Source organism: Pusillimonas sp. DMV24BSW_D, from assembly GCF_011388195.1.
Classification (GTDB): domain Bacteria; phylum Pseudomonadota; class Gammaproteobacteria; order Burkholderiales; family Burkholderiaceae_B; genus Neopusillimonas; species Neopusillimonas aestuarii.
On sequence record NZ_CP049990.1, the window covers coordinates 1,912,378 to 1,932,787 of the forward strand.

Annotated in this window: 18 protein-coding genes; 7 read left to right on the forward strand and 11 right to left on the reverse strand. The window is 51.1% G+C overall.

Going from position 1 to position 20,410, the window contains the following annotated elements; all coding sequences use genetic code 11:
- The first annotated feature begins 18 nt into the window (after window positions 1-18).
- The 3 genes from G9Q38_RS09325 (at window position 19) to G9Q38_RS09335 (ending at window position 4,254) form a co-directional block, all read left to right on the forward strand.
- Window positions 19-1,080, forward strand: coding sequence for a MaoC/PaaZ C-terminal domain-containing protein (locus tag G9Q38_RS09325; RefSeq protein WP_119516868.1), 1,062 nt, complete (start codon window positions 19-21; stop codon window positions 1,078-1,080).
- Between the two features lie 2 nt (window positions 1,081-1,082).
- Window positions 1,083-2,399, forward strand: a complete 1,317-nt coding sequence (locus G9Q38_RS09330) for an acetyl-CoA hydrolase/transferase family protein (RefSeq protein WP_119516867.1) — start codon at window positions 1,083-1,085, stop codon at window positions 2,397-2,399.
- 373 nt (window positions 2,400-2,772) lie between these two features.
- On the forward strand, window positions 2,773-4,254 hold the full coding sequence (locus G9Q38_RS09335) for a SulP family inorganic anion transporter (protein ID WP_166130248.1): 1,482 nt from the start codon (window positions 2,773-2,775) through the stop codon (window positions 4,252-4,254).
- Between the two features lie 66 nt (window positions 4,255-4,320).
- On the opposite strand, the gene G9Q38_RS09340 is transcribed toward G9Q38_RS09335, so the two are convergent.
- The 9 genes from G9Q38_RS09340 to G9Q38_RS09380 form a co-directional block, all read right to left on the reverse strand.
- Window positions 4,321-4,980 carry an NADPH-dependent FMN reductase gene (locus G9Q38_RS09340; RefSeq protein WP_166130250.1) on the reverse strand — a complete coding sequence of 220 codons (660 nt, stop codon included), beginning with the start codon at window positions 4,978-4,980 and terminating at the stop codon, window positions 4,321-4,323.
- Window positions 4,981-5,023: 43 nt separating this feature from the next.
- On the reverse strand, window positions 5,024-6,313 hold the full coding sequence (locus tag G9Q38_RS09345) for a sensor histidine kinase (RefSeq protein WP_166130253.1): 1,290 nt from the start codon (window positions 6,311-6,313) through the stop codon (window positions 5,024-5,026).
- Complete coding sequence (locus G9Q38_RS09350; RefSeq protein ID WP_119516863.1) at window positions 6,313-7,017, reverse strand: response regulator transcription factor; 705 nt, start codon at window positions 7,015-7,017, stop codon at window positions 6,313-6,315. Before G9Q38_RS09350 ends, G9Q38_RS09345 begins: the two co-directional genes overlap by 1 nt.
- Window positions 7,014-8,528: an ArnT family glycosyltransferase gene (locus G9Q38_RS09355; RefSeq protein ID WP_166130256.1), complete on the reverse strand. Its 1,515-nt coding sequence runs from the start codon at window positions 8,526-8,528 to the stop codon at window positions 7,014-7,016. The genes G9Q38_RS09350 and G9Q38_RS09355 overlap by 4 nt, the downstream gene beginning before the upstream one ends.
- Window positions 8,518-9,546 carry a glycosyltransferase family 2 protein gene (locus G9Q38_RS09360; protein WP_119516861.1) on the reverse strand — a complete coding sequence of 343 codons (1,029 nt, stop codon included), beginning with the start codon at window positions 9,544-9,546 and terminating at the stop codon, window positions 8,518-8,520. The genes G9Q38_RS09355 and G9Q38_RS09360 overlap by 11 nt, the downstream gene beginning before the upstream one ends.
- A gap of 106 nt (window positions 9,547-9,652) precedes the next feature.
- Window positions 9,653-10,978, reverse strand: a complete 1,326-nt coding sequence (locus G9Q38_RS09365; protein ID WP_119516860.1) for a ferredoxin reductase family protein — start codon at window positions 10,976-10,978, stop codon at window positions 9,653-9,655.
- Window positions 10,979-11,203: 225 nt separating this feature from the next.
- The gene (istB, locus tag G9Q38_RS09370; RefSeq protein ID WP_166127908.1) at window positions 11,204-11,974 is read right to left on the reverse strand and encodes an IS21-like element helper ATPase IstB; all 771 of its coding nucleotides are present in this window, start codon (window positions 11,972-11,974) and stop codon (window positions 11,204-11,206) included.
- Window positions 11,971-12,984, reverse strand: coding sequence for an IS21 family transposase (istA, locus tag G9Q38_RS09375; protein WP_166127911.1), 1,014 nt, complete (start codon window positions 12,982-12,984; stop codon window positions 11,971-11,973). Before istA ends, istB begins: the two co-directional genes overlap by 4 nt.
- 69 nt (window positions 12,985-13,053) lie before the next feature.
- Window positions 13,054-13,338 (reverse strand): PepSY domain-containing protein, encoded by a 285-nt coding sequence (locus G9Q38_RS09380; RefSeq protein ID WP_166130259.1) that lies wholly within the window; start codon window positions 13,336-13,338, stop codon window positions 13,054-13,056.
- A gap of 152 nt (window positions 13,339-13,490) precedes the next feature.
- On the opposite strand from G9Q38_RS09380, the gene G9Q38_RS09385 reads away from it, so the two are divergent.
- Genes G9Q38_RS09385 through G9Q38_RS09395 form a run of 3 tightly spaced genes read left to right on the forward strand, consistent with a single transcriptional unit; the run spans window position 13,491 to window position 15,906 of the window.
- The gene (locus G9Q38_RS09385) at window positions 13,491-13,832 is read left to right on the forward strand and encodes a PepSY domain-containing protein (protein WP_119516858.1); all 342 of its coding nucleotides are present in this window, start codon (window positions 13,491-13,493) and stop codon (window positions 13,830-13,832) included.
- A gap of 2 nt (window positions 13,833-13,834) precedes the next feature.
- Complete coding sequence (locus tag G9Q38_RS09390) at window positions 13,835-14,500, forward strand: response regulator transcription factor (protein WP_119516857.1); 666 nt, start codon at window positions 13,835-13,837, stop codon at window positions 14,498-14,500.
- A complete protein-coding gene (locus G9Q38_RS09395; RefSeq protein WP_119516856.1) occupies window positions 14,497-15,906 on the forward strand; it encodes a sensor histidine kinase in 1,410 nt (469 codons plus the stop codon). Before G9Q38_RS09390 ends, G9Q38_RS09395 begins: the two co-directional genes overlap by 4 nt.
- Here the strand turns inward: G9Q38_RS09395 and selD are convergent.
- Complete coding sequence (gene selD / locus G9Q38_RS09400) at window positions 15,895-18,171, reverse strand: selenide, water dikinase SelD (RefSeq protein WP_166130262.1); 2,277 nt, start codon at window positions 18,169-18,171, stop codon at window positions 15,895-15,897. The genes G9Q38_RS09395 and selD overlap by 12 nt on opposite strands.
- Window positions 18,172-19,176 carry a selenoneine biosynthesis selenosugar synthase SenB gene (senB, locus tag G9Q38_RS09405; protein WP_166130265.1) on the reverse strand — a complete coding sequence of 335 codons (1,005 nt, stop codon included), beginning with the start codon at window positions 19,174-19,176 and terminating at the stop codon, window positions 18,172-18,174.
- On the opposite strand from senB, the gene senA reads away from it, so the two are divergent.
- Entirely contained in the window at window positions 19,175-20,389 is a 1,215-nt protein-coding gene (gene senA / locus G9Q38_RS09410; protein ID WP_166130269.1) for a selenoneine synthase SenA, read from the forward strand. The two genes, senB and senA, sit on opposite strands and share 2 nt — an antisense overlap.
- Window positions 20,390-20,410: the final 21 nt, after the last annotated feature.

Below are 20,410 nucleotides of genomic sequence, written 5' to 3' on the forward strand. Positions count from 1 at the left end.
ACATACAGGAGCAGAGCAATGATGCCATTTAAAGCCTATGTAAAGATTGATGAAAACCGATATCGGGAGCATTTCGGTTTGGATTTTGAACAATTCGAAGCCGGGCAGGTTTTTCATCATCGACCGGGTATGACGGTTAGCCAGCAAGACAACGCTGAAGAAGCCTTGGATACGATTAATAGTGCACAACTGCATTATGACGCGCACTATGCGTCACAAACAGAATGGAAAAACTGCCTGGGCGTGAGCACAATGACGCTACAGAAAATCATGGGCATGACCTCCAAAACGTTTCATCGAAAGCTGGGCATTATTGAGTTTGTCGACATTGCGATGACACACCCCGTATTTGGTGGCGATACCCTATATGCGGAATCGACGATAAAAACAAAAGAAGATTATCCGGGAAACAAGGATGTGGGTCTGCTTACCGTTGTTACCAGGGGCCTTAACCAAAACGGCGATGAAGTTGCAAAAATTGAATACAAGATACTTGTTTTTAAGGCCGGAAAACACCCGTTGGATAATGGTGATACGGTGCGCAGCAGCGGTGTTGAGGATGATAAATTCGCATCCCATCGGTTATTGAAAGACGGCAGCTTTATAGAGCAGGTGGGTATTTATTACGAAGACCTGATGCCGGGTGAAATTTATGAGCACCGCCCGGGAAAAACGTTTACGGAAGAAGAAAATCGCTTGCACGCGCTGCGCTCGCTTGAGCTTTCTCCGCAGTATTCCGACAGCCACTATATTGCGCAGTTTTCTAAAAATGGCATGTTGATTGCCGAGCCTTTTTTAGTGGGTGTGTTAACGGCGTTAACGACAAGAACGTTCGACCGCGTGGTGGCCAATTTGGGCTGGAATAACATTAAGTTAATCAAACCAGTTTACGCCGGCGACACGATTTATGCGGTTTCCGAGATTCTTGATAAACGAGAATCCAAGTCGCGACCTGCGCAAGGCATTATGCATGTTAAATCAAGCGCGTATAACCAGAAGGGTGAATTGGTGTGCATATATGAACGCCATTTTTTGATCTATAAAAAAGGCATGGGCCCATATGAAAGTGCAGGGTACTAATTATGTTTAATACACAATACAAACAAAAATTAACCAGCGCAGAACAGGCGGTTCAATTAATAAAAAGAAACGCCAATATCGCGTTTGGCATGGCTGTGTCACAGCCACCCGCTTTATTAGCCGCGATTGCCAACCGTGCAAAGGCCCGCGGTTTCGATGAGTTGCGCGTGTATTACCTGCATGCAGAAGAGCCTGCAAATAACACAATACTGCAATATGAACTCATGGACGTCATTAAGCCGCACCCTGGGTTTCTGGGATCTAAAGAACGCCAGCTTATAAAGCAAGGCGATGCGGATAACGGACGCAAGGTTATTTTCTATGTGCCTAATTCCTTCAGCCATATGCCGCGGTACTTTCGCGAGGCCATTGATTTGGATACCTGTGTTGTTACTGTCAGCCCGATGGATAAGTCGGGGTATTTCACATTTGGCACGAATAATGACTACACGTCCACAGCGGCCCGATGCGCAAAAAAACTGATTGTTGAAGTGAATGAAAATATGCCGCGCGTCTTTGGTGACTCACTGGTTCACATATCAGAGGTTGACGCGATTGTTGAAAATACGGTTCCTCTTGTTGCGCTGAACCCCAGAGCGCCACTGCCGGAAGACAAGATAATTGGCGAAGCAATTGCAAAGCTTATTCCCGATGGCGCAACCATTCAAATGGGTGTGGGCGGCGTACCTGATGCCGTCTGCCAATATTTGTTAAACCATAACGATTTAGGCATTCATTCTGAATTGCTGTCGCCGGGGATGGTAGACCTTGTTAGAAAGGGAATAGTGACCGGAAAAAAGAAAAACATTAATCGAAGCAAGCACGTATTTACATTGGCTTTCGGAGACGAAGCAATGTATGAATACATAAATGATAATCCTTCCATGGAAACGTACCCGGTCGATTATGTGAATAACCCTTCCATTATTTCCCAAAATGATAATGTCATTTCAGTGAACGCATTGATTGAAATTGATTTATATGGGCAGGTTAATGCTGAAAATATTCATGGCCGGCAATTTGGCGGGCCGGGCGGCCAGAACGATTTTGTGCGGGGTGCGTATTTATCTAAAGGTGGCAAATCTATTCTGGCTTTTGAGTCAACGGCAAAACAAGCCCAAATTAGCAAAATCGTGCCTAAGTTATCTGGCGTTGTGACTGATTTGAGAATTGACACGCAATATGTCGCAACTGAATATGGTGTTATTAATTTAAAAGGGCTTTCGTCAACGGAGCGCGCCAAACAACTTATTTCTATCGCGCATCCCAATTTCAGAGACGAATTATCTGACCAGGCTAAAGCGCTTCATTTGCTTTAATGCCCAGTAAGAGCCGGTGTTTTCCATGGCCACATGTTAAAATCCCGGGCTTCGGTGCCGATAGCCGCACCGACGTTTAATCCGTTCTGCGCTGTGTTGGTCTTTGCCACTGGCGTTTTAACTTACCGACCCATGTAAATTTCCTTTCTTCTCTGATTGGTTTCATTGAACCGATCCAGCCTGATTTTTGCGCCGTGTTCAAGCCCAGCCGTCAAGGTTTCCGGGCTTGCAGCGTACTTCCATAAACTTTGCAAAAACTAGCCGTTCCCGTGCGGGCGTGTCTTGCAGCTGCCCAAAAAAGAGATTGTTGCCGGCTGCGATTTGTTATCTGCTCGTGGGTTCGCTTTAATTTGCAAATTGTTGAGCTTCCCCCATGCAATTCAAAAAAATTCAAGAAGAGTGGTTTTCCAACATTCGCGACGATATTCTGGCGGGTATCGTAGTTGCGTTAGCCCTTATTCCCGAAGCCATCGCGTTCTCCATTATTGCCGGGGTCGACCCCAAAATTGGTTTATATGCCTCGTTCAGTATTGCGGTCGTTATCTCTTTTACCGGTGGGCGTCCGGGCATGATTTCAGCAGCTACCGCGGCCATGGCGTTGGTGATGATTACGCTGGTCAAAGAGCATGGGCTGGAGTATTTGCTGGCTGCCACTATTCTTACCGGTGTGCTTCAAATTCTGGCTGGGTTGCTGCGGCTGGGCGTATTAATGCGATTTGTCTCTCGTTCGGTGATTACGGGTTTCGTTAATGCCTTGGCCATCCTTATTTTTATGGCGCAATTGCCTGAGTTGATTAATGTTCCATGGGCGGTTTACGTTATGGTGGCCGGCGGCCTGGGAATTATTTATTTGTTTCCGTACGTCACCCGGTCGGTTCCGTCGCCTTTAGTCTGCATCGTGGTGTTAACGGTCGTTTCACTAACACTGGGGCTGGATATCCGCACCGTTGGCGATATGGGTGAGTTGCCGGATACTTTGCCGGTGTTCTTGTTGCCTGATATTCCGCTGAATTTCGAAGCCCTGCAGATTATTTTTCCTTATGCAGCGACGTTAGCCGTGGTGGGTTTGCTTGAGTCTTTGCTAACGGCACAAATTGTTGACGACCTGACAGATACACGCAGCGACAAGAATCGCGAGTGTGCCGGGCAGGGGGTTGCCAATATCGCAACGGGTTTCCTGGGCGGCATGGCGGGGTGCGCCATGATCGGGCAATCGGTTATTAACGTGAAATCGGGTGGGCGGGGCCGCTTGTCGACCTTCGTGGCTGGCTTGTTTTTGTTGATTTTGGTGGTGTTTTTGGGCCCATGGGTCGAGAAAATCCCAATGGCGGCATTGGTGGCCGTCATGATTATGGTGTCAATCGGTACATTTAGCTGGGGTTCGCTACGTGACCTAGTGCGTCACCCGAAAACGTCAAGCATTGTGATGGTCTCTACAGTGATTGTGGTTGTCGCAACGCATGATTTGGCAAAAGGTGTCCTGGTCGGTGTCTTGTTAAGTGGTATTTTCTTCGCACATAAAGTGGGGCGGGTGTTGCGTATTACATCTGAAATACGCAACGAGGGGCGTGAACGGGTGTACACCATTATGGGCCAGGTTTTCTTTGCTTCGTCCGAGAAATTCACCGCTTCGTTTGACTTCAAGGAGGTAATTGAAAAAGTAGTGATCGATCTGAATCGCGCACGTTTTTGGGATATCACTGCGATTAGTTCGCTGGATTCAGTCATTCTGAAGTTTCGTCGCGAGGGAACCGAAGTTGAGGTTGTGGGTTTGGATGAAGCCAGCTCAACATTGGTTGACCGTTTTGCCGTGCATGATAAACCCGGTGCCATGGATAAACTCATGGGCCACTAGAAGGTTTAACTGTTGTGCTGTTCAACGAAGACGCTTTGCGTTCTCCGTTTTTAGAACGAGCCGTTTTCAAGGCGCATTGCGCTGGGAAGGATCACGCTGAAAGTGTTTGATCAGGTCGTGGGGGTCGATCTGTTCAGCGTGGGTTGCTGCTGCCTGTGCCCACCATACTAACTGGTTGAAGCCTCTGTCAAAATAAGAAGCCCATTGTGCGTCTGAGTCCGCGTCAAGGCAGCATCCTTCGTTATCAAAAACTTCAGCGGCTTTGGGAACATGCACCATGGTGGAAACGGGCAGGCAACCCAGTTCCGACAAGAAGCTTCGCATCCCTACCGCGGCACGTACGCCTCCCCATTGGCCGGCAGAGTAGGTAACAATAAGGCTGGGCTTGAACGCAAAGTTGGAGCTGCCAAAATGGTTTAACAAGTGTGCTAGTGCGGGGCTCATACTGTGATTGTATTCCGGGCTCACCATAAGGTAACCGTTTGCGCGTTGAACCTTGTTTGCCAGTGTGTCCAGTGTTTCTGGAACGGTCCGTTGGCCGTAAGCAAAATGGGGTTTGAAAACGGAACCCGTGTCGATCAAGAGCGGGTCAATGATTTCAATTTCGTGTTGCGGATAGGCTTGCTGAAAATAGCGCTTGCAGGCTTGGGTAACGTGTTCACCCAAACGGGGTGGATTCGGGGGCGAGCTTTTCCTCGAGGAGCCTAGGAAGATCAAATATCTCATATTGGGTGTCGGAACCTCAACGGTAAGCGCACTGCGCGGGCGTTTAATGGTGATTGATATGTAGACGTATTGTCGTGCCTTTGCCCTCTGGTTGCGCAAGTTCCAGTGGCCAAGCCAGGCGCTCTGCGATTAATGTAACCAAATAAAGACCTAAACCCGAGCTTACCGCGCTGGGGGAGCGAGCAGGGCCCGTCGAAGTGAGTAAAGTGTGGGCCGCCTTAGTCAGTCCTGGCCCTTCATCGCGAATTTCCAAGATGTTTTCGTCTACCTCAACATAGACCTTGCCACTGGTGTGTTGCAGTGCGTTTTGCAGAAGATTGCGCAGCAGCATTTGCACCAGGGCAGGGTCTGCGTGCACCTCCACAGGTTGATGGGCTATGAAATTCAAGCGTGAATCCACTGCAAAATTAAGCGATAAGTCTTCAATTGTTTGATGAATAACCGATGGGAGAGATACCGTTTGGGTGGCAGTTGTGTTTACTGTTTCTTTGCGGGCAAGGGTGAGCAGCGCGTTCACATTGATCTGCATCTCGCTGGTGGCGCGCCGGATACGGGCAACGGTTGCCCGGTCTTGCGTGTTCAGCGTACCGCGCGTTTCAAGAATGTCGATGGCACCCGAGATCACAGCCAAAGGTGTCCGGAACTCATGGCTGGCCATATTCAGCAATGACTTTTCCCTTTGAACGTAGGCTTCAAGTTGTGTAACAAATAGGTTGAAAGAACTGGCAATACTATGTAGTTCTGCATCTTGCCAGTTACTTGGCAACCGGGACATATTGGCACCGACGGGCAGCTTTTCAATTTCGTTTGAAAGCAATTTTAATGGTTTAACAATGCGCTTTGCTTCGATAATTGAAAAGAGGGCGGTAACGGCGGCAACCAGCACGATAACAATCAATAAAGCTAATCTAAACAGCCATTCGCGCTTTTCGAAATGGGTAATGTTCCTGGCCAGATAAAGCACGCCATGTTGCAGTTCTTGTACGGAAATAAGGTAGGTTTCGTCGTTTTTGTAAACTTCTCCGGAAAATCCAGGGTCAAGTCCCTCAAAGATGCGAGGTACAGAAGACGACGGGGATAGGTCGTTAGGTTTATTGCGTGTTTTGGCGTTTGGTATATAAGCCAGAATTAGGCCGGAAGTTTCACGCAAAATGGATTGTTCCGGATCAAAATTTTCGCCCAGAAAAAACTCGCGTTCTTGCGTTAACTCCACTCGAAGCATGGTTGATTCCAGGTCCTCGCTTACCCAGGTAACACCCAGAAACACAACGATAAGTGAAATTAGGCTGATCAGTGCCGAGGTTCGATAAATTCGATGGGAAATGGATCGCATTAGTTAGACTCGCCGGGCGCAATTAAATGGTAACCAAGACCATGCCGGGTTTTTATCAGTGGTGTTCCAAACTGCTGTTGAAGCAGTTTTCGAAGTGCATAAGCATGTGTGCGAATGGTGTGTCGGTCAACCTCGTGGTCGCCCCAAACTGCGTCCGCAATTTGCTCGTAAGACACCAAGTCGGGGTAAGCGTTGATGAGTTGTTCGAAAATTCGGGCCGACGTGCCGGTTAACTCAAGCGGCGGGTGCCCGGCGACAACAACCGCGCGCGTGGTGGCGTTGTAAGAGAGCCCCGGAATGCTGCTTAATGTGGCATTGCGTTTGTCGTGACGCCGCGCCAAGGCTTCAACACGAAGTTGCAGTTCCCGTAAATTAAACGGTTTGACCAAGTAATCGTCTGCACCGACACCAAAGCCGGTTTCCTTATCTTCTAATAAGTCTTTGGCTGTCATCAGAATAATGGGCGTACTTTGTTTGAGATCAAGCCGTATACGCTTGCAAATTTCAAAGCCTGATACGCCCGGCAGCATCACATCAAGAATAATAACGTCGTAGTGGTGACCGGCAATCAGGTGCAAAGCGGTTAACCCGTCGGGCGCGAAGTCGAGGATATAGCGGGGGTTTTGCCCAAAAAACTCATACAAGTTTTCCGCTAACGCCTTGTGATCTTCCACAATTAAAATTTTGAGTTGGGTGTCGCTCATTGGGTGATGGGATCATTCAAATGGGTTTGTTTTGCCCGTGCCGTCAGCTCGTACTGTCCTGGGCTGTTAATTAAATATAAATTGTGCTGTTTGGTGGCGAAAACAGGTTGATTGAATCGAGTTTCCGTCGACTCCAGACGGTTCTTCGGCACAGCCAGCCAAAAATTTTGCCCCGAATTCATTTTATTGATGATTTCATGCTCTTTAAGGGGTTTTGCCGACTCAAAAGAATAGAATCGCGCAGAGAATGGGACTTCGTCAAGGTAATAAAGAGGAATATCTGAAGGGCTGGTTGTGCGGGTATGTTGCACGAGCAGTTTTTCGGTTTTAAGCAGTTGTGGGGTGTAAGACACCACCACGATAAGTGCCACGATAGCGCTGGGTGCAATCATGGCTAGGAATGTGGGCCCGGCCGCTCGCGTGGCGAAACTTGTCTTTTCGCTCGCCGAATATTGTTTTGTACTGGATTTTGGCCAGGCGTAGGCCAGGTAGATGCTAAAGCCCCCTAGTGACGGCAGAATGTACGTCCAAAGGATATTGCCCGACACGGTGAAGAAAAGGGGCGTAAAAAGGCTCCAAGCCAGAAAATAGCCCAGGCGTGGGTCTGACAAATATTGACGCATCTTGGTTCGTTGCGTTGTTTGAAGCAAACCTTTCATCAGAATAACCAACCCTGCGAAACCCCATGGGAAGGACGCCTGGAGCCAGTAGTACCAGATGGTTCCAAATGGCGCTTTGTGAGCGGTGCCATATAGGTCGCCTTCCCAGCCCGGGTCGATAAAACGCAGAAAGTGCTCTCCCACGAAGAAGTAGTTCAGGAACCCAGGGGTTTTGATTTCTGCGGCAAGATACCAGGGCGCACTTAACAGGATCGTGAGGGCAATGCCTTTGGCCCATGGCAACGAGAGGGTCGTTCTGCGGGCTTGCGGGTAAAAGAGCATCCACAGGACAATTGCGCCGCCTGACAGAACAAGAATCAGAGGGCCTTTAGCCAGCAAGCCAACAACCAGTCCAATAAAAAAGCTATAGCGCCAGAAGACTTTCGACGAGTTTGCCGCCATAATCCATCCGGTCATGCAAAGGGTAGTCCCCAACGCGAGAAAAGGGTCAGTTAGAACGGCGCCCGAAGATATAAATGACAGCGCACATGTAGCGTAAATCAGAACAGCAAGGCGTGCGGTTGTGGCGTTGAATAGGGTTGCGCAGCAACGATAAAGCAAACCAAGCGTAATGACGGTGGCAAGCCAGGAGGGTAACCTTGCTGCAAATTCAGTGGGGCCAAAAAGATGCATTGAGGCGGCTTGCAGCCAGAACGAAAGGGGGGGCTTACCCCAAAATGGATTGCCAGGCGCAAACCAGGGGGTAATCCAGTCGCCCGACTCATACATGAGTCGGGCAATTTCGGCATAACGGGGCTCCGAGGTATCGGCCAACGGAATAAGCGTCATGGCAATTAAGGGAACCAACAAAGAAATACCTAATAAAACAAAAAAGCCAGTGTTACGCCGCATCACGTTGTTGTCCTTGTGTACGGGTTTGGGGTAGGTGGGCAGCCTTTGTTTGTAAGACGTCACGCACCACATAAACTGGGCGTTGTTTCGCTTCGAAATAGGTTTTGCCCATGTATTCGCCAAGCAGGCCGATGGAAATTAATTGCACGCCACCTAGGAACGTAATTAATGCAATCAGAGAGGGGTACCCGGGCGTGGGTTCGCCCAGCACCAGGGTTTTAATCACAATCCATCCGGCGAAGAGAATGCCCAGTAACGCGGTTGTGACGCCGGCCAGGGTGGCAAGGCGCAATGGGGCAATTGAAAAAGAGGTAATTCCCTCAAAAGCCAAACGAAACAAACTCAGGTAATTCCACTGGCTCTGGCCAGCTGCGCGCGGTGCGCGGTCATACTCAATCACGGTTGTCGGTAGTCCGATCCATGCGAATAACCCTTTCATGTAACGGTTGCGCTCGGGTAAGGCTGCCAGTGCGTTGACTGCTTTTCGGCTCATTAACCGAAAATCTCCGGTGTCTTCCGGAATATCGGTGTCACTAATGCGATTCAGTAGTCGATAAAAAAAATGCGCACTGGCTTTCTTGGCGAAGCTTTCCCCGGCTCTGGATCGTCGCTTCATGGCGACAACGTCGGCGCCCTCATGCCATGCCGCCAGCATTTTTGGAATGAGCTCAGGTGGATCTTGAAGGTCGGCATCCAGAATAATGACCGCGTCCCCATTGGCATGATCAATGCCCGCCGTAAGCGCCGCCTCCTTGCCGAAGTTTCGGCTCAAGCGAACGGCCCGGACATTGGGCACACGTAATGCAAGGTCTGCAATCCAGTCGTCACTGCCGTCCTTGCTGCCGTCGTCGACGAGAATCAACTCGTTTTCCATTGGCACGGATTGCAAAACGGCCTGAACTCGCTGGTATAAAACGGGCAGAGCCTGCCTTTCGTTGTATACAGGCACGATAACGGACAACAGCAATTTTCTGTTGTCCGAATTTTTCGATTTAGGGGCGCGCGATTCTTTAAACACCGGCGTACTCCAGTCAATAATGTGATGAAAAGTCCGGTAAAGATAGCGCGCGAAGCAACAAAAATTCGTCAAATGAATATCAAAAAAGCATCAATTCGGTACGAAACTATCTGAAATTGAATAATTCCTGATGTATGTCAACGTTTGACAGGCCTCGTGTTTTCAGCGCCTTGTGGATATGGTGTGCCAGTTTTGATGGGCCGCAAAACCAGAGGTCTATCGCTTTACCTTGTGATAGCGCAGATAGAAAAGTGTCGGCGTTAAAACGGCCTTTTGTCTTTGTTTCGTGCACATGGAATTCCAAATTAGTAATTTCGCGGCACTTTTGTTCTAGTAACGATACAAAGTGGTTTCCGTCCCGCTGCGTTACCACGTAATGCAAGCTGGTTGGCCGGTTAAGTGTTTTGTTTTGTAGTGCCTCGATCCACGCCAGGAATGGGGTGATACCAACTCCTGCGGCCAGCCATACCTGCGAGGCATTTTTTCTGCCTTGATTACACTGAAATTTTCCGTACGGACCCTCAATAGCAACAGGTTGATCGATTCTTAGAGTTTGGGCCAGCTTTGCTGTGTAGTCGCCGAGATTTTTAATATGGAAGGTAAGTTGCGTAGTGCTTGACTCTTTTGGTGCAGACGCAATGGTAAAAGGGTGTGCACCTTCGTCTTGATCAAACGTTAGGAAAACAAATTGTCCGGGCTTGTGTCCGCTCCAGTTGGGTCCGGGGTCGCAAATGACTTCCAGTATTTGATTTGCATGGGGGCGAATCATAACGACACGGCCAACATGAGTGCGTTTACGACCGATACGTTTGGTCAATGTAGTAAAGGTGGCAATGATCCCAAAAAATAGTAGCGCTGCGATAACTATGCCGTTCACGCTGCCCCAGTAACTTGCAGGCATTAAGGCAATGGAATGGACGACAAGTACTACATATAAAGCTGGGATGAATTTATGGATTCGGCGCCAGAGGTGGTAGGGGATGAATTTCCACATGCTTAACGCGACCATGATAAGTAGAACGTAAAAGCCCCATTCTCCTAGGTCTTTTGCGATCGAGTGCAACCCCTGCATGACAGGTAAAACCTCCAGTTTGGGTCTGCCTGTCTTACCTATCAGGTCTGAAATAGGTCCTCCCGCTTCTTTGAAGAGCCAGTGCGCGATAGCAAAGCCCGCCCCGGTAATCCCCAGCCATTTATGCAAACCATAGAGTTTGTCCATGCCATTGAACAGGGATTCAAGCCACACAGGCCGCGTTGCCAGAATCATGGAAATAGACATCAAGGCAATGGATAGTTGTCCTGTTAGATACATTCCAAGTTGACGAAGAACCCATAAGCCGTCTCCTGATAATTGAGACAAGTACAGAGCATTCCATGACCACGCCAGGGTTAATGTCGCGATTAAGAGAAAAATGGCATTTTTGGCTTTCATGTTTTGCTTCAAGCCCCCGACTCAGCAGGGGCTTTTTGATTTGGCAAAGTGAGGTTTTCAGAGCTTTAACGGCGTCTTAGTCGTGATCTTCATCACGTCGCTTTTCGTTGATAATGTTTCCACTAATGGGTTCAACGTATAGCTTGATGTCAATGCCGGTTGAAATCTGACCCATTTTCGTCGGAAGCGTCGGAGTAAAATTGACCCACCCCGGCATTCCGAAACTTAATTTTTTACCTTGATATTTCCCGCCTTTCGTTTGTCTTTGAGCCGATAGCTTTCGCCAGCAATCTGCACGATATGGGCGTGGTGCAGCAACCGGTCAAGCAAGGCGGCGGTCAGGGTTTGATCTTCAGCAAAGCATGAAGACCATTGGCTAAAGGGCAGATTGCTGGTGACGATGATACTGGTTCGCTCATAGCGCTGGGCCACCACGTTAAAGAAGAGATTTGCTTGTTCGCGCCCGAAGGGCAAATAGCCGATCTCGTCGATAATCAACAATCGCGGCCCTATGATGGCGCGGTTAAAGTACTGCTTAAGTCGATCTTGTTTATGAGCCGTGGCCAACTGCATCATCAGATCAGCGGCAGTCAGGAAGCGGGTTTTAATGCCAGCCATCACAGCCCGGTACGCCAAGGCTTGCGCCAAGTGGCTCTTGCCCACGCCGCTTGGGCCGAGGAACACAATATTCTCGGCACGCTCGATAAAGGTCAAGGCTGCCAGTTCTTGAATCTGAGCACGAGGGGCGCCGCTTGCAAAGGCGAAGTCATAATCCTCAATGGTCTTGACCGACGGTAATGTGGCAATCTTCATCAGTGCGGTACGCTGGCGTTCAATCCGGGCGTCGTTCTCCATACCCAGCAAACGCTCCAGAAAATCGCTATGGCTGGCGTCCTCGCGGGCGCACTGCTGAGCAATGGCGGGCCACTCACTGGCGATGCGCTCCAGCTTCAGTACATCACATAACTGCTCGATCCGGTTGTGTTGCAGATTCATGCACGCACCTCCAGCAACTCGTTATAGACAGAGAGCGGGTGCTGGAAACTCTCCAACGGAACCGGCCGCTGAGACGCTGCCGGCACAAGGATGCTCTGGTGTTGCTGGGGTAACGGCAGCAAGGTCAATCTCTCTTCTTGCAGCCTCTTGGCGGGCCGCTCCCCGGTCGTACCGTGTAACCGTTGGTCCGCTACTTCTGTCAGCCATCGGCCAATGTGAGCGTTTGCTGCTGTTGCGTCGAACCGCAGGCCAGCCTGCTTGAGCGTAGCAGCCAGCGGTACGCAGAAACTGCCCTTCAGGTAGCCGTTGAAGCGTTCAACCTTACCCTTGGTCTTGGCCCGATAAGGCTGGCAAACACGTGGGATAAAGCCAAACTCCTGGGCCACTGCCAGCAGTCCGCCATGCCAACGATGGTGACCATCGCCATAGGCATCGCGCTCAATGATAATGGCACCTGCGTTATCAAACAGCACATGCTCGGGCACGCCACCAAAATAGATGAAAGCCTGGCGCAGACACCCGAACCACGTATCAGCGCGTTCATCAGTGGTAAACCGTACCCAACTCGAACGGCTGTAGCCCAGCGTAGCGACGAAAGCCAACAAAGGATCACGGCCCCGCCGGATATGCGTGAAATCGGCTTGCATCTGTTTGCCAGGCGGCGTCTCAAAACGTACAACCGGTTCGGACTCCTGACGTTTGTAGCCGTTCAGGAACTCCTTGAGTTGAGTAACGCCACCGGGATAACCGAGCTCGCGAATCTCTCGCAACAGCACGGCTGCCGGAATCCAATGTGGCCGAGCAGCTTCAATTCGCCCGTGCAAATAGTCTTTATATGGATCCAGCTTAGTTGGCCTCGCATTACGGGGTCTGTACTGCTGGGCGTCTGCCTCACGCAGGTATCGCCTTATCGTGTTGCGCGAACAGCCCAACTGCCGGGCCATCTCCCTAATACTGACGCCTCGACGCGCCATTACCTTGATCTCCACTGCTTGCTCCTGAGTCAACATTATCGATGGCCAAAAAGCCACCATCATTGCCCAGATGGGTCAGATTTACTCCGACGGGGTGGATCAGTATTACACCGGCGCTAACAGCTTGACGCGCTCTCCGCGTTGATTCCGGGCTTTCACTTCGTAACCACTTCTTTCTTTTTCAACTTCGCGAATATCGGTGTATCCGACCGACTCCACGCGGGACAAAATATCGCGCATATCAAGCCATTTTTTTGGCGCCTGTTCCGAAACGCTTGATGTTTGTGACGCGTTTACATTATTTTGCGCATAGGCGGGAAGGCCCAGAGCAATTAGGCCGGCACTGCCAAGGGTGGTAACAATAACGAGTTTACGTAAACCTTTGAACATAACTTTCTCCTGATAAAGAATTCGGCCAATCCGAAAACAGTTGCTATTGTGGTCAGGGTGCTGTGAACAACACATGAAGCCGGCGTTCATGTTTTGTTCATGTTGTATGTAATAAAACCGTTCTTATAGTTATTACTCAAAGGGCATGAATAATGCGATCTTTTAGAACAGCGTTCCTTGTCGTGGTTTTTGCTTCAGTTGCATCCATCTTTCCATTGCTAAGTTTTGCGGATGGCGATAATGATGATCATGACCGCGCCCGGCAAGCCTTGCTCGACGGAAAAGTGCTTTCTTTACGCGATGTACTGGATAAGGTTAGTCGTGATTTTCCGGGCGAACCGGTTGAAATAGAATTTGAAGAAGACGACGGGCTTTATTTGTATGAGATAAAGTTGCTTCAGCCGGCAGGCTCCATTTTGAAACTCGAAGTTAACGCGGTAAATGGTGAGGTGCTGAAGGCGAAAGGTCGCAATATTCGGTATGGGAAAGACTAACTATGCGTTTGTTGGTTGTTGAAGATGATCCTGCGCTGGCTCGCCAGTTGGAGCAGGCGCTATGTGGTGCAGGTTATGCTGTGGATGTTGCCCACGATGGCGAAGACGCCCATTTCAAAGGGGATACCGAGTCTTATGATGCAGTCGTTCTCGATTTGGGTTTGCCGGTTCTGGACGGCCTGACGGTTCTGCGGAAATGGCGCGCTAACGGGAAGAATATGCCGGTTTTGTTATTAACGGCACGCGATGGTTGGGACGAGAAGGTAAATGGTATCGATGCAGGGGCCGATGACTATTTGACCAAGCCGTTTCATATGGAGGAGTTGCTTGCCCGCCTACGTGCCCTGATTCGCCGAAATGGTAAACATGCCAGCGCCCAATGGCAGTGCGGTTCGATTATGCTGGATACGCGTTCGGCAAGGGTGTCTGTGAACGGCGTGCCCGTGAATCTTACCTCTCATGAGTATCGGGTCTTGGCAAGCTTAATGCAGCATGCGGGCGAGATTGTTTCGCGGTCAAGTTTAATTGAGCATATTTACGCGCAAGATTTCGATCGCGACTCCAACACAATCGATGTTTTTATCGGACGACTACGCAGAAAATTGCCGCCAAATACCATTGAAACAGTTCGTGGGCTGGGATATCGCATAAACGAGGCATCTGAATGAGGCGTAGCTTGCGCGCTGTCAGTCATTCGCTGCGCGGACGCTTGTTCGTGGGAACGCTTGTGTGGATTCTTGTGACTGCCGGTGTGGCCGGTTGGGGGTTAAATGGCTTGTTTCGTCAGCACCTAGAACGCCAGTTGGCTTCGGAATTGCGTGTGTACATGAATCAATTGGTGGCGGGCTTGTCGGTAGATGAAAACGAAAACATAACGTTTGCTATTGAGCCGAGTGACCCCAGATTTGAGCAACCGCTTTCAGGCTTGTACTGGCAGGCGAATAAGTTTTCAGGCAGCGTGGTTGAGCGTCCGGTTGTGGCGCATTCGCGTTCTTTGTGGGATCAGACGCTTAGAGTGTCTGATTTACAGACGCAGGGCAGCCGCTCGCACCTGACGCTTTTTGATGCCGGTGCAGGGGCCCAGTTTTATGGACTGTCGCGCGTGGTTACGCCGGCGGAAGGTCAGGCGCGTTATCAGTTAACCGTTGCCGCAAACGAACAATTACTTATTGCACCGTTGAAGCAATTCACGCGGTTACTGATGGGGGCGTTGGCGGTACTGGTTTTGGGTATGATCGCCGCAACAATCATGCAGTTGTGGCTGGGGTTAAAACCTCTCATCAGCTTACGACGCGAACTGACAAAAGTACGTACCGGCTCAGAGCGTCAAATTCTTGGTCGTTACCCATCGGAAATTCAACCGTTGGTAGATGAGTTCAATCAGGTGTTGCGCAGTAACGACGAGATTGTGCAGCGCGCGCGTACTCAAGCCGGAAATTTGGCCCATGCCCTTAAAACACCGTTGTCGGTATTGGCGAATGCGGCGCAGCAGAACAATGACGAACTGGCATTGCTGGTTGACGAGCAGGTTTCTCAGGCACGGCGCCATGTCGATTACCATTTGGCGTGGGCCCGGGCTGCCTCAGTAGCACGCACGCCGGGTATGTTCACGCCGGTTGAGCCGGTTATGGATGGGCTGGTTCGCACCCTTAAGCAGTTATATCGCGATAAAGGGGTTGAGCTTCATTTGGCATTCGACGCGCCGAAAATTGCCTTTCAAGGTGGTGCGCATGATTTGCAGGAAATACTGGGCAATGTATTGGATAACGCTTGCAAATGGGCGACACAGCAGGTGTGGGTTCGCCTCTTTGAGCGGGAAGCTGCTGAAAAGCGCTGGGTGGTTGTTTGTATAGAAGACGATGGTCCCGGCCTGGCCCAATCAGATCACGCGCGTGTATTTCAACGGGGCACTCGATTAGACGAGCAAATCCCTGGGTCAGGGCTGGGTCTGTCGATTGTTCATGATTTGGTGCAAAGTTATGGAGGGCAGGTTAGCGCCTATACATCAGGGCATGGTGGCTTAGGTGTTGAATTGACGCTGCCTGCTGCCTTATCAAAATCTCTAAAGAATTAATTTGATCGGCGCCATTGCATCTCCTTGCGCAAGAACGCGTCCAATTTTTACGGCAGGATATCCCAGTGCCTGCAGTGCCGCTATAGCGGCATCCGCGTGCTCGGCCGGCACACTGGCCAATAATCCACCCGCAGTTTGCGGGTCGAAAATGAGTGGGTAGTGCGGGTGCGACACGGCTGCTTCCTGGTTCTGCAGCGCCCGGCGCAGGCGTACGTTGGCCGGTTGTAGTGAACTCAGAATCCCCAGGGCGGCTGTCTCCGTTGCGCCTTCTAGTACAGGCAGAGCATCCAGATCGATTTCGGCATCCACACCGGATGGACGCGTCATTTCCACCAGGTGGCCCAACAGGCCAAATCCGGTTAAGTCTGTGCATGCGGTGGCACCGTGTTCGATTAAGCAAGGCATGGCCAGGCGGTTCGACATCTGCATATAGGCTAGGGCATTGTCGATCCAGCGGCCTTTTGCTTTTAATTGGGCGTGGGCGGCAAACAAGGTGCCGGTGCCGATGGGCTTGGTTAGAATAAGTACATCACCCGGGCGCATGGCACCTTTGGTCAAAACCCCTTCAAGCGATTCGTTCACGACACCGTTAACCGCAAACCCCAAGGCCAATTCTTGCCCTTCACCGGTATGGCCGCCCACCAGCGCACAGCCGGCTTCATTCAATACTTCCACCGCACCTTTCATCATTTGGAAAACGGTGTCTTCCACTTTGGACTCAAGACCCGGAGGAACGGTGGCCACTGCGGTGGCCGACATTGGGTCGCCGCCCATGGCAAAAACATCTCCCAGGGCATGGTTGGCCGCGATACGGCCGAACAAATAAGGGTCGTTGATGAAAGCACGAAAAAAATCGACGGTGTGCACCATGGCTTTGCCGGGGGGTACCTTCACCACCGCCGCGTCGTCGGGCGCATGCAGGCCTATAAGAACCTCCGGCCGGTTAAGGGGTTCAATATTGGCCAGTGCGTTGGACAGAACGCCGGCGCCCACTTTGGCGCCGCAGCCGCCACAACGCATGGCAATCGCAGAAATGGCCTGGGTTTGTTCTTCCTGCTTTAAAGGAATGGGGCTTTGCGCTGCTTCCGTCTGGTGCGACATAGCCGGCTCAAGTTCGTTGAACTTGCGCATAAAACGGCGATCGATTTGATCTTTCCATCGCCAGACCCAATTGCCTTTGGCATAGAGCGCACCGCGCGAGGCAATCGCATGTTGGTCGCCCGTGCTGATGAGTGCCAGCCATTTTTGTTGCGGCCGGTAAGGTATCAAAGGCTTTTGCTCTAGGGTATGACGTAAATTATCGTTCAACGGCTTGCCCATCCGCACAGCGAAGACACCGGCTTTTTCCAATCGGCGGCGGGTAAAGGTCACGCAATCGCCGGCTGCAAAAATTAGTGGGTCGGTTTCTGTTTGCAGCGTTTCACGTACCTTTATGAAGTTATTCTCATCAAGCGCCAGCCCGGTCTCTTTTAACCATGCGGGGCCGGTGGCTTGTGTTACCCAGAACGTTTCATGCGTGGTGAATGTGTTGCCGTTCTCTGTATGCAAGCAATCTTCTTCCAGGCGGGTAACTTTGGCAGAAAGGTGAACGTTGACGCCACGCGATTCCAGCGTGCGCATGAACGCTGCACGTACGCGCGCGTTGTGGGTGGGCAAAATAACGGGGTCGGCTGAAAACAGATGGAACTTTACGGTATCGGCTGTGCGGCCCCATTTCGCCATTTCATGTTTTAAACGGTGCTGTATGGCTAAGGTGAGCTCGACACCGCCGGCGCCGGCACCCACTACGGCAATGGTTGTGGGTTGCGTTCTTTCCCGCATTCGGCCCAGCAAAGCCAGCCAGCGCTCATTGAAATGCCGAATGGGTTTAACGGGGATGCTGTGTTCAAGCGCCCCAGGTACGGCATGAATGGCGGGTGTTGCACCCACATTAATCGACAATACATCGTACGGCACCGGCGGCCGGTTGCGACACAACACGCGTTGCATGTTGCGATCAATGCCGGTGACTTCATCTTTGAAATAGCGCGCGCCGGCAAACTCGGCCAGTTTTCGTATGTCGATGTGCACGTCGTCGTAACTGTAATGGCCGGCTACATAGCCTGGCAACATACCGGAATAAGGGGTGTCGGTATCGGTGCAAATGACCGTAAGGCGCACGCCTGGCATGGGCCTCATGGCGAACATACGCAGCACCATCACGTGGCTGTGGCCACCGCCCACCAAAACAATATCGCGTACCACTGGGGAAGACGCTTGCTGCATTCAGGACACTCCGAGTAAGTCTTTAACCAGTGTTTGGATCGCGTGTTGTTCAACTTTCGGGTCGAATAGTTTGGCCCGGTCACGACATTGCTCGCTTAATACATTCAACAAGCCATTTTCATCGCTTTGCGTTGCGCGGCATTCTTGAATGCGTTCAGCCAGTACATTTGCGTTATTGAACGGGAAATAGCCTTCATAGTTGTTGCCCAGCATGCCGATATTGCCGTCAACATCCGAGGCCAAAACGGGTGTCCCGCTGTTAACGGCCTCCATAACAACATGTGCACCGCCTTCCATTGCACTTGTGTGTACGAGTACATGCGCGCGTTGAATACGGCGTCGCACAATGCCATGGGGTAACTCGGCTAACCAACGGTAATTTGGCGCTTCAAGCATGGTTTGCTGCGCCGCTTTGCCCAGCGCCGGTTCCAATACCCTGCCGATGTGATCGATATAAATATCGCGGTGATCTTTCAAAAGATGCGCCACTTGAAATAGGGTTTGCGGCGCCTTTTCCGGGCGCAAATGTCCGACCATCAGAACATTTAAGTGTCGTAACGTTTTGCTTAATGGTTTGCGTTGCGATGTGGATTGGAAAATGACACGCGCTTTTTTCTGTTCGGCCGGCGCTAATGCCTCGGGCGCTTTTTCTTGCAATAACACCAGGCTGTGCGCTTGTTTCATTGACCGTTGAGCGTCCAGGTCGTATTGAATATCGCGATATAAATCGGTACCGGCCAATATAACGGCCAAGCCGCGCGAACCATGGCAAGCATACCAATTGGATATGGAAGGCGCTGAGCGCCGCGCATGCAGCGCGATTAGAACATCGCTTTTCTCGGCTGAGGTGTCGTCACCAGGCCATTGCTGCACAATGCTCACCTGTGCAATAGGGGCAATGGCGCTGGCCCAGCGGCGCACAGTTTGCCAGTTCCCGTTATTGGCGGCGGCCAAAGAAGGGGTGACAATGGTAACCTTCGGTTTTTGGTTGGAGTTGAGTGCCATGGCAGTGGATTTCTCAGTTGCGCAAACGGCGCGTTGCAATAATGCGGAAGAGCTTTCAACAGCATTACAGGCTGCGCGCGAGAAGACATTAACCTTGCTGCAAGCCTACGTTGACGCGCTAGGGCCTGAATTGCCGGTTCCCTATAGTACCGAATTGAACCCGCCCCGGTGGGAGTTTGGCCATGTTGCCTGGTTTCAGGCATTCTGGACAGCGCGCAACTTACAGCGGCAAGCCGGAATTCACTGCAATCCCGATCACATCCGCCCAGCGGGGCATATGCGTGACGAGGATAAATTTTACGACTCCAGCAATGTGCCGCATAAAACCCGTTGGGATTTGCCGCTGCCCGATCTTGAGTCGACACGCGCCTACATGCAGTCTACCTTTGAAGAGACCCTGCATTTGCTTGAACACGACGCCCAGCGCGGTGAAGATTTGTATTTTTATCGTTTGGCCTTGTTTCATGAGGACATGCATGCCGAGGCGTGCATATATATGGCGCAGGCGCTGGAGATTCCGTTGCCGGCCTCCCTTATTAAAAATACGTCGGAAAAGGAAGGCTTAAAACCGGGGGAATTAAAAGCTCTTTCAATTCCGACAACCACATGGCAGTTGGGTTGGTCGGATCCTGCACCAGGCGATGACGCTGAGCTGACTCAAGATACCCATCGTTTCTTTGCTTTCGATAACGAACTACCGGCTCATCCTGTTCGGTTGCCTGCGTTCAGTATCGATAACCGGCCTGTCAGTTGGCGTCGTTTCCTGCCTGCGGTTGACGCAGGCGCCGTGACGATGCCGCGTTATGTTCGTAAGCAGGGTGGTGTTTGGCAGGCCTGCCATTTCGGGCAGCGGGTTGAGTTGAATCTTGATGCGCCCGCTGTTCATATTTCCAAAGATCAGGCCGATGCCTGGTGTCGTTGGGCGGGTCGACGCTTACCGACCGAGGCGGAGTGGGAGTATGCGGCTTACCACGCGTCCGATTTCCAATGGGGGCAGGTATGGGAGTGGACCTCCAGCCGCTTTGTGCCATTCGATGGTTTTGTTGCGCACCCTTATCGTGACTATTCCCGCTTTGGGTTTGAAGAGCACCGCTACGTATTGAAAGGAGCCAGTTGGGCAACTGATGCCCGGATGGCGCATCCGCGTTACCGGAATTTCTTTCCGCCCGAACGGTGCGATATTCATGCGGGGTTCCGTTCATGTGCGTTGTGAGTTTTAAAAATCAACGCTGCG